Source organism: Pseudovibrio sp. WM33 (genome assembly GCF_001623165.1).
Lineage (GTDB): Bacteria > Pseudomonadota > Alphaproteobacteria > Rhizobiales > Stappiaceae > Pseudovibrio.
Genome location: NZ_LMCK01000020.1, coordinates 1 through 8,238, shown reverse-complemented (window position 1 = coordinate 8,238; position 8,238 = coordinate 1). Strand labels below are relative to the sequence as shown.

Genomic DNA, 8,238 nt, shown 5'->3' with positions numbered 1-8,238 from the left:
CAGCCCTTCATGAGTGTCCTGCTGGTCTGCGGCCGGGCGATTTGTGCCCGCAGGCCAGCATTTTTGTGTGCGTATATGGATGCGTTGGTTTTGTGGTCTTGGAGTTCTTGGCTTCAAACTGAAGGTTTCTCTCAATCAGCTCTTGTGGGTTTTCTGCGAGGATTGCGTATCGATTTTATGCGTGTCCTTGTCCGAGGTCTGACTTGTAAGGATGTGCAGTCTAAGGAGCAGGGATATGGAACCGGAAGATATGCGGCGTGAGCTGGATGGGTTGAGGGCTGCGATTGAGCGGAAGCCGAGCAGGGGGTGGGTGATTGCTACGTCGATTATTACGACTCTGCTGGTTCTTGTGGTGATTGTCGTGATTATGATGTTTGCGATGATGAACCGTATGCACGATATTGGCTGGCGTGGTCATGACAAGTATTTTGATCAGCCTTTCCGCCGATCACCGCCACCTGCACCGGGTCAGCCGCTGCCACGGTGATTTCCTAACCGTATCTTTATCTAAAAAACTGGATTCCACTTTTTGCGGCTGCGCTTTAACAGGGGCACCGGCAAGTGCCTGAACCGTTGGCGGGTCGCGTCCGGGGTTGTCTCCACATTTACGGCACATGCTTTTAATCCTTCTGTGTGGTCAGGGCATTCTTGGCATCTTGAAAGCCAGCAGGGCGGCTATGCCTGCAATGGCTGCCATAATGAGGAACATGAGCGGACCGGATTGTGCTGCATTTTCCAAAGTGATCAAGTCTTTCGCGCCGGGAACGGAGAAACCGGAGAGGCCTGCCAAAAGGCCTGCTAATGCTGCGCCAATGGCCGTGCCTGCGGATTGCAGCGGCCCGATGAAGCCGGAGGCTCTGTCGCGCTCATCGTCGGTTTCAGCGTAAATGATTGCCACTTTCAGGAACTGGCTGCTCATGCCAAAGCCTGCTCCGTTAAAGACGGCGGAAAGCAAGAATATCCAAAGAGACATGGTGTAGAGCGAAACAGCGGTGAGCAGTATGCCTGCGATGATGTTTAGCGTTCCCAGACGGATCAGATAGGTTCGTATGTGCGGTGTCTGCACGCGGGCGACGATCCATGCAGCGGTTGTCCATGTGAAGGCTGTAATCGCCATGGCATAGGACGCCTCGGTGACGGAAAGACCCCACAGAACCTGACCCATGGCAGCGCCATAGATAGAACGGGCAGCGCTGGCGATAAACAGCAGCAGTGTGACCCACATGCCAAGGCCCAAAATGCCTGTGAACCTGAACGCGCCGCGCGGAATAAATGGACTGGTGCTTTTCTTATCCCATTTTACAGCAAGGAACAGCAGGATCAGGCCAACAGCTAAAGCACCACTGATGCGGGGAAGGCTGCGCAGCTCACCCACATAGGCGATGAGCAGGACGGCGACAGCGAGCAATCCGAGGCGGGGGAACATGCTCAACCTGTCAGTGGATTGAGTGGTTTGGCCTTTGTCTCTTGTGGTGGAGGGGATGACGGTGATTGCCAGCACAAGCAACAAGAGCGACAGCGGCAGGTTGGCGTAAAACACTGCGCGCCACGACCAGCTTTCTGTCAAAATGCCAGCGGCGAGCGGGCCAATGCCTGCGGAAATTGCCCAAATCCCCGAGAGCAAGGCGAAGACTGAGGGGACGGCGTCTTCCGGGTAGAGGTCTGAAATCAAGGTGTAGCAGAGCGAGACAATCATGCCCTCACCCAGACCTTGTAGCAATCTGCCGAGCAGCAAGTGCTCCAACGCGCCAGCTGCGCCAGCGATGAAGGAGCCCACCAGAAAAGACAGGGCGGCGGCGATGAATAAAGGGCGTGCGCCGATGCGGGCTTTCAGGGACCCTGTGACTGTGCCTGCCAGAATGGAGCCAATCTGAAACAGGCTGAGCACCCAGAAGGCGCGTTGCTGGCCGCCAAGGTCGCGGATGATGTCTGGCATGATGGCGGAGGAGAGGAAAGTGTTCATGCTTGCCGAACCCACACCTAAAATCATGATGAGGGATGCAAGCCAGCGACCATTCATGGTTAGCTTTTTGAAGGGCGATAATGCCATTGTTTGTGACGGACTGGAAATGGTCATGAGTATTGCCTGTTTTAAAATATATGTTTTGTTTAATTCGGAGAATTTAATAAGTAAAGTATTTTCTTATTAAATCCCTTTGCCGTGTGTCGTCGATAAATCGATTCTGCAAAAATTGGCCCAACATAAATTGGCGGATTGTTCCTTTTGTTTCGCAGGCTTAGCTTTTCTACAGCACGAGGAGGTCCTTTTTTCGGCAGATGTGAAGACAACTTGAATAGCTTGGTTTTGTGTGGGCACTTGGCGGTCGTCCACGTGATGCTTTGCGCAGTTTTGGGGTGCTGAAACAACGAAAAATGCTGCGTGCTTGGTGGGGTGTTCTGAAGTGAGGCGGCTTCAGAGTATGCATCACTGAGGAATGTCTGGGGTGGAGCCTATCAGACTCCAATATAGGAGCACTAGTGGGAGCGTGCATGTTGCCGGGCTATGATGGTTGTCGGCATTTAAAAAAGAAAACCCCGCTTGGGGCGGGGTTTTGAGAGGTTGCATTGGAGGCTTGTGTTACTGCACAAGTTCGTAGGTTATTGTAACTGATGACGAGAGGGTCTCCTGACCTGCTGCAATTGGCGGGGCACTGTCCATTTTTGCAGCTCTCATGCCCATCATTTCCGGGTAGGGACGTGGGTTGTACCCGGCTTCGGAAATGCTGAGAATTTTGCCAAGGCTAACACCGGCAGCTTTCGCGTAGGTTTCCGCCTTGGTGCGCGCGTCTTGCACGGCGCTTTCGCGGGCTTCATCAATATATTTTTCAGGATTGGATACGCCGAACTGGATCTGGCCAACATCGTTGGAGCCGTTTTGCACCAGCATGTCCAGTGTGGTGCCCAGTTTGGTGATGTCCTTCAGACTGATGCGGATGCCGTTCTGCACGCGGTAGCCAACAATCTCAGGAGCTTTTGGCTCATTGTTTTTGAGGCGGCGGTTGTCGTAGATCGGTGAAATGTCAAAGCCGGTGGTCTGGATATTCTTTTTTTCGATGCCAGCGTCTTCAACATCCTGCAGGATGGCGCGCATGGTGACGGAGTTTTGCTGAAGGGCGGACTTTGCATCATCACCCTGTGTGATTACGCGAGAGACCAGCGTCGCCATATCAGGCGCCACGTTGACCGATCCCTGGCCGGAGATTGTGATCTTGCCAGTTTGTTCAGCAGCCTTGGCATTGACACCGCTGGATACAACAAGAGCAGCGGCAACAAGACCAGCAACTGCCAGCGCGCTTATACTTGGAAGACGCAATTTCTTCTGTTCGCTCTGCATTAAAATCTCCAGTTTCAAATTTGTTGAGGCTGATGCCTGATCCGTGCTGCGGACTGTCATTCTTGATCAGCCGAATATCGAGAAATGCAATTAGAAGTTACAATTGCGGCGGCTCTCAGGCGTGATCATGTCAATTCACGGGTTTGATTTTGATGATCCAGGTTTATCGGATCGCCGACATTGCCATCCCCCGACAACAGGATTGCAATGGGGCGCGAAGATGGGAACTGGGCGCAAATGATGATGGCAAGCACGACAAGCGGCACGCACAGCACCATTCCAATAACGCCCCATAATGCCCCCCAAAAGCTCAATGAGATCATAATAACGAGGGGTGAAATGTTAAGTTGTGTGCCCATCAGACGTGGTTCCACCAGATTGCCGAGAATGAACTGAACTGCTCCCAGCCCAAGAGTAATCGCGATAAATGGTGTGAGGGTGTCGAAATAGACCAGTGACAACAGGCTTGGGAAGATGACGGCAATCAGAGAGCCAATGGTCGGGATGTAGTTGAGCAGGAAGGCGATGAACCCGAAAAGGGCCGCGTAAGGCAGGCCTGCCCATGACGTGATGCCGTAGGTGAGGAAACCGGTGATGATGCTGACACCGGTTTTGATACCCATGTAGTGACGCATGCGACGACCAATCTCTCCACGGATGGCGAACGCAAGCTGTACGCGGTCGGAATCTTCAAAGAGGGCGGCGAGCTTTTTGTCAAAGGTTGCCGCCTCAAAGATCATAAAGAGCACGTAGATGAAGACCAGTGAGCTGGATCCGGCCAGACTGGTGAGAACGGATGCTCCGGTGCTGAGGGCTGCGCTTAGCGAGAAGTTGGGCAGGATGTCTGAAAGCTGGAGCGGCTTTTCCATGTTCAGTTGGTTGGCAAGCTTGAGCAGCAGCTCATCCAGCCGCCCCTGATAGGTTGGTGCGTCGAACGCCAGTTGCTGCAGGTTGACTGAGACAATGTTGAACAGGATGCCGACGACATAAAAGATCGCGAACAGGGCCAGCAAAATGGTGAGCGGGCGCGGCAGATACGGTCCAACCACAGGCAAATGTCGCAGGGCAGAGGACATGGAGTTGATAATGTACCAAAGCACCAATGCGATAATCAGGGGTATAATGAGGGAGCGCCCTATGAAGAGTAGCCAGCCAATAATGACAAGAAGGAACAAAGAGGCGGTGAACTTAATAAGAGGCTGGCGCATCATGCACTCCAAGGGATCAGGCTGCCGGAAGCTGTTAGTTTTCACATAGTCTCTTAAAATCAGGTATTTATAAAGCTTTGTGATGAATGCTCTGTTGATCTGCCGGGGAAAAGGCGCATCCCCAAGTTTCAACAGGATCTGCCCCCCTCTCTGCTATAAACAATTTACTCACCCGTGGTTGTTGGTGTAGAACCTGTCTTCGGTAAGGGCCTGTAGCTCAACTGGTTAGAGCCGTCCGCTCATAACGGACTGGTTGGGGGTTCAAGTCCCTCCGGGCCTACCAAATCTCTTATAAAATTCTTTTCTTTCAATTACTTAAGTCTCAAAGTGTCCCATGAAATAATGGGCGTGGGACACTTTACCATTCTAGCCCCTTCAAAGTCTCCATTGCAGAGCGGGCGAGATTCCAACGTTCAACACCTTCAGTATAGACTTCAGAGGTTCGTGCTTCGGCGTGTCCATGGATTGCCATGATTTGATATTGAGTGCAGCCTTCAAGAGCTAAGAGGTGGCCAGCTGCCTTGCGGATGCCATGGGAACTGCGGTTTTCAAGCTCTGCTGCCAAGCACCACTTCTTGAAGCGATTGCGCAGACTTTCTGGTGATGCAAATGGTTTGCCGTGTTCAGTAAGAAGGTAGGTGCGCCCTTGTACAGTGGTTGCTCTAGTAGCACTCAGCAATGGCGGAAGCATTGGGATCTCTACATAAGCTGAGCCTCTCTTCCGAGGTTGCCAGCCAAGCCCTCTGATTCCACTACGATCAAATTCATTTTCTCTGCCAAGCCAAATCACGTCTGAGATGCGGCAAGCTGTGAACATGAAGAGAGTTAGGCAAAGGTGAGCTGTTGTCCCGGCTGGGTGCGTTTCTCTGAACTTCCGCAAATCTTCAACAGTCCAGGGTATGGCGCCCTTTGAGTTCTTGTTGAGCTTGCTAATTCCAGCAGCAGGATTGAAGTCTTTGCTACAGTCTCCGATCTCGCCTGCCCATTTATACATGGCACGGATCGCCTTCATCATGTTGTCGGCAGCTCCGGGGGTGGATTTCATGTTGTTGCGGATTTGCAAGACAGCCTGTTGAGGCATCTGGAAATCGTATTCACCATACTCGGCGTGTAGTCGATTTAAGAGATTGCTTCGCTGCTTGAGAGTGTCCTCAGAATATAAGTTATTCTCTACGTCAGATTTCAGATTTCCAAGGTAGCGATAGATCAACCAACTAACTGAGCCTTTAACTGCTTTATCTTCTGGCTTGGTTTCTGGTTTGATCTCTATCCCGCGTCTTGCTGCAAGGTAACATTCGAGGAACTCTTTGTGGTCGGGTGAAACGTGAAGGACAATTCGGCGGGCCTTTTGGCCTTCTACCCTCACACGCCATCGGGTGTTTCCAGAAGGCATTGTTTCCTTGATTAAGCCGGGAAACTTGAGTTTCATGTCATGTGCTCTGGCCATTGCTTCGGTCCGGCAGTTTGCGACTTAGCTGTCTTGGCGTCAACTTTTGAGAATACTAAGCGTGTTTCGGCGTTTGTTATGACACATTCGTGCAGAGTCAGTCCGCAATCCTGAGCGGCTTTGATTGCTCGTTTCATCTGGGCCTGTGTTGCTTTCGATGACTGCGCCATAGCAAACCTTCGTTTATAGAGCGGGTATTCTGAAAATGGATTTAATTGGATTTGGAGAAGAAGCTGGGGTTCGCTGCTTGCATCTCTGCGTACTCTCCCAAGTCGAAGTCGCTCAGCTGCAATGCTTTTACCTCATCATCCGTCAAACCAGCACTGCGTAGCAGCTCAGCAGCCATGGTGGGTTGATTGTGGGTCTGGGCGATTTGAGTGCAGGCGGCGATATAGCCAGCCATGTATGCCTTCTTCTCGTCTTGGGTCATGTTTCACCTGTTTGGGCTTGAGTTAATCGGAGAAGTCGATGAGGAAGAGTTGGCCGCACCCAATTGGAAAGGCCATTGTCCCCCAGTAATCGTCGCCGCTAATACCCGGACCGTGCTGATCGACATACTCGAACTCAACGCCAGTTATGCCGCTTTCCTGCTTCTTGAACTGCGATAGGTCGAAGCTGTTTGCGTGCACTATTCTTGGGTTGCTGATGTGGCCGGTGTCTCTCACAAGGGTTTGCTTGATCGTTTCAACAAGGCTCGCCTTTGCTTCTTGTAAGCGGGATTTGCTGGTTTCCTCGCTTTGCTTTTCAAGATACATGGCGTGATCTTCTGGCTCGCCAATCCAAGGTGTTGGCGCTGCAATGACGGCAACATCTGTGGTTTCCATAGAGCTGATGAAATGTTGATTGTGCTGCTTTGCCAGCCTCACTGCTGCGGCGTAGCTCTCTGCTGCCCATATTTCGTCTGGGCCGATGAAGTGAACGCCCCAAAGAAAGCGGTTCGCGATCTTGTCCAGCCTGTTCAGCAAGCAAGGTTCTCGGGTTTCGGAGGTGTCAAACACTTCACTGAGTACGCGGCGGACTTCTTCAAGGTTATCGTTGCAGCCTTTGGCGTATTCGTGGCTGGTGGTTGGCGGCATAAACGCGATGCCCATGTCGACGCTCTCCAGAGAACCCTCCATCTCTTCGAGTAGTCTGTCGCTCTCTGTGCTCTTAGCTGTCGCGAGTTCTTCTTGCAGCTTCTTAATCTGCGCGATCAACTCGGGTCCGGTGCCAAACCGGATTCCGTCCTCGTAGTAATCCGGGTTGCTGGTGTTCAAGCTATCCATGATCGTCTCCTTGATTGAAGGCTGAGATGGTGAGTAAGAGCTTTTCAAGCAGGTCTGCGGTGCGATCTCGCATCCCGCTTGGCATGTGTTGATTGACCTTTGTGGCGAGGTCGTCTGGAGCGCTCGCTGCCATCGCACTCAGTAACTCTGCTAAAGCCGCAGGGTTCTTTGTCAGGCATAGGCCGACATGGACGGGGTTGGCTTCTAACTCCAAGCGCATCATTCGCTCCTGCTTTCATCAAGTCGCTCAGGGTAACCTCGCAGCTTGATGTTGCGGACTTTTGGACCGCGTAGCCAAAGCGAATAGCTCACATAACCGTTGCGCAGTTTGTGGATGCGGTGCTCAAGTTCGGGGCGAACAATCCCGATGTTTCCGGGCTTCCATTCGCGGAGTTCTCCGGTGCCAAGTTCTTCGACATATCCGCCTTGAAGTACGACACGTATGGCCCAAGCCGGATGGGTGTGAAACGCGCCTTCGTTATCGGCTCTAATGAACTTGTGGAGCTGGATCTTGCAGCCGAGGAACGACACAAGACGCTTGATGAGAAGGCTTGGGCCTTCTTCTTGCGAGCCTCTGAACTCATGGTATTTGAGGAAGAGGTGGAACATCGAGAACTCCGCAATAACAGGATCAGGAAATGCTTTAGACCGCGAGTAAACAGCGTTCATGGGCGGTACAGGATGGTTGGCCTTTCTCGCTAATCACCCACTCCTTCGGATAGTTAGGATGGTCAACATCATGAAAGAAAGCCGCTAAGCTGATTGAGCAACTCTTGCCGTTTGGTCCAGACTTGGTGCAGCAAGCGCAAAGTCTCTCTTCAAACAGGTCACCTTCGACGCCATTGCTGGGCCGCCACAGTTCGCCTGCGCGAGGTTTGAGAAGTTCAGCGTGTTTATCCAGATAAATTGGCATTGCTTTGCTCCAACATTGAGGAAGAAGGGGAAGCGGCTCAGGTGCGCCTTTCCTGAGCCGCTCATGCCGAG

At 52.2% G+C, this 8,238-nt stretch carries 10 protein-coding genes and 1 tRNA gene; 2 read left to right on the top strand and 9 right to left on the bottom strand.

What is annotated here, in order from left to right:
* Window positions 1–235: 235 nt before the first annotated feature.
* A complete protein-coding gene (locus PsWM33_RS05475; RefSeq protein WP_063299495.1) occupies window positions 236–487 on the top strand; it encodes a hypothetical protein in 252 nt (83 codons plus the stop codon).
* Between the two features lie 150 nt (window positions 488–637).
* Here PsWM33_RS05475 and PsWM33_RS05470 read toward each other — a convergent pair whose 3' ends face one another.
* The 3 genes from PsWM33_RS05470 to PsWM33_RS05460 all read right to left on the bottom strand — a co-directional run bounded on the left by PsWM33_RS05470 (window position 638) and on the right by PsWM33_RS05460 (window position 4,542).
* Entirely contained in the window at window positions 638–2,077 is a 1,440-nt protein-coding gene (locus PsWM33_RS05470) for an MFS transporter (RefSeq protein ID WP_208994409.1), read from the bottom strand.
* Window positions 2,078–2,578: 501 nt separating this feature from the next.
* On the bottom strand, window positions 2,579–3,334 hold the full coding sequence (locus PsWM33_RS05465; protein WP_063298306.1) for an SIMPL domain-containing protein: 756 nt from the start codon (window positions 3,332–3,334) through the stop codon (window positions 2,579–2,581).
* A 125-nt stretch (window positions 3,335–3,459) separates the two neighbouring features.
* Entirely contained in the window at window positions 3,460–4,542 is a 1,083-nt protein-coding gene (locus PsWM33_RS05460) for an AI-2E family transporter (protein ID WP_057461156.1), read from the bottom strand.
* Between the two features lie 206 nt (window positions 4,543–4,748).
* Here PsWM33_RS05460 and PsWM33_RS05455 point away from each other — a divergent pair.
* A tRNA-Ile gene (locus PsWM33_RS05455) sits at window positions 4,749–4,825 on the top strand.
* Window positions 4,826–4,900: 75 nt separating this feature from the next.
* On the opposite strand, the gene PsWM33_RS05450 is transcribed toward PsWM33_RS05455, so the two are convergent.
* From PsWM33_RS05450 to PsWM33_RS27640, 6 genes are all read right to left on the bottom strand, one after another.
* Complete coding sequence (locus PsWM33_RS05450) at window positions 4,901–5,971, bottom strand: site-specific integrase (RefSeq protein ID WP_082826892.1); 1,071 nt, start codon at window positions 5,969–5,971, stop codon at window positions 4,901–4,903.
* Between the two features lie 229 nt (window positions 5,972–6,200).
* Window positions 6,201–6,419 (bottom strand): hypothetical protein, encoded by a 219-nt coding sequence (locus PsWM33_RS05440; protein ID WP_063299493.1) that lies wholly within the window; start codon window positions 6,417–6,419, stop codon window positions 6,201–6,203.
* A 22-nt stretch (window positions 6,420–6,441) separates the two neighbouring features.
* Window positions 6,442–7,254 (bottom strand): hypothetical protein, encoded by an 813-nt coding sequence (locus PsWM33_RS05435; RefSeq protein ID WP_063299492.1) that lies wholly within the window; start codon window positions 7,252–7,254, stop codon window positions 6,442–6,444.
* Window positions 7,247–7,474 (bottom strand): hypothetical protein, encoded by a 228-nt coding sequence (locus PsWM33_RS05430; protein WP_057465972.1) that lies wholly within the window; start codon window positions 7,472–7,474, stop codon window positions 7,247–7,249. The genes PsWM33_RS05435 and PsWM33_RS05430 overlap by 8 nt, the downstream gene beginning before the upstream one ends.
* On the bottom strand, window positions 7,474–7,923 hold the full coding sequence (locus PsWM33_RS05425; protein WP_063299491.1) for a hypothetical protein: 450 nt from the start codon (window positions 7,921–7,923) through the stop codon (window positions 7,474–7,476). Before PsWM33_RS05425 ends, PsWM33_RS05430 begins: the two co-directional genes overlap by 1 nt.
* Before the next feature lie 84 nt (window positions 7,924–8,007).
* A partial coding sequence (locus tag PsWM33_RS27640; protein ID WP_206598979.1) for a hypothetical protein occupies window positions 8,008–8,238 on the bottom strand: 231 nt, incomplete at its 5' end.

Bases quoted from the DNA above. Each gene is read 5' to 3' on its own strand.
- PsWM33_RS05470 (WP_208994409.1), bottom strand. From the start codon at position 2,077: ATGACCATTTCCAGTCCGTCACAAACAATGGCATTATCGCCCTTCAAA.
- PsWM33_RS05465 (WP_063298306.1), bottom strand. From the start codon at position 3,334: ATGCAGAGCGAACAGAAGAAATTGCGTCTTCCAAGTATAAGCGCGCTG.
- PsWM33_RS05475 (WP_063299495.1), top strand. From the start codon at position 236: ATGGAACCGGAAGATATGCGGCGTGAGCTGGATGGGTTGAGGGCTGCG.
- PsWM33_RS05460 (WP_057461156.1), bottom strand. From the start codon at position 4,542: ATGCGCCAGCCTCTTATTAAGTTCACCGCCTCTTTGTTCCTTCTTGTC.
- PsWM33_RS05430 (WP_057465972.1), bottom strand. From the start codon at position 7,474: ATGCGCTTGGAGTTAGAAGCCAACCCCGTCCATGTCGGCCTATGCCTG.
- PsWM33_RS05435 (WP_063299492.1), bottom strand. From the start codon at position 7,254: ATGGATAGCTTGAACACCAGCAACCCGGATTACTACGAGGACGGAATC.
- PsWM33_RS05450 (WP_082826892.1), bottom strand. From the start codon at position 5,971: ATGAAACTCAAGTTTCCCGGCTTAATCAAGGAAACAATGCCTTCTGGA.
- PsWM33_RS05440 (WP_063299493.1), bottom strand. From the start codon at position 6,419: ATGACCCAAGACGAGAAGAAGGCATACATGGCTGGCTATATCGCCGCC.
- PsWM33_RS05425 (WP_063299491.1), bottom strand. From the start codon at position 7,923: ATGAACGCTGTTTACTCGCGGTCTAAAGCATTTCCTGATCCTGTTATT.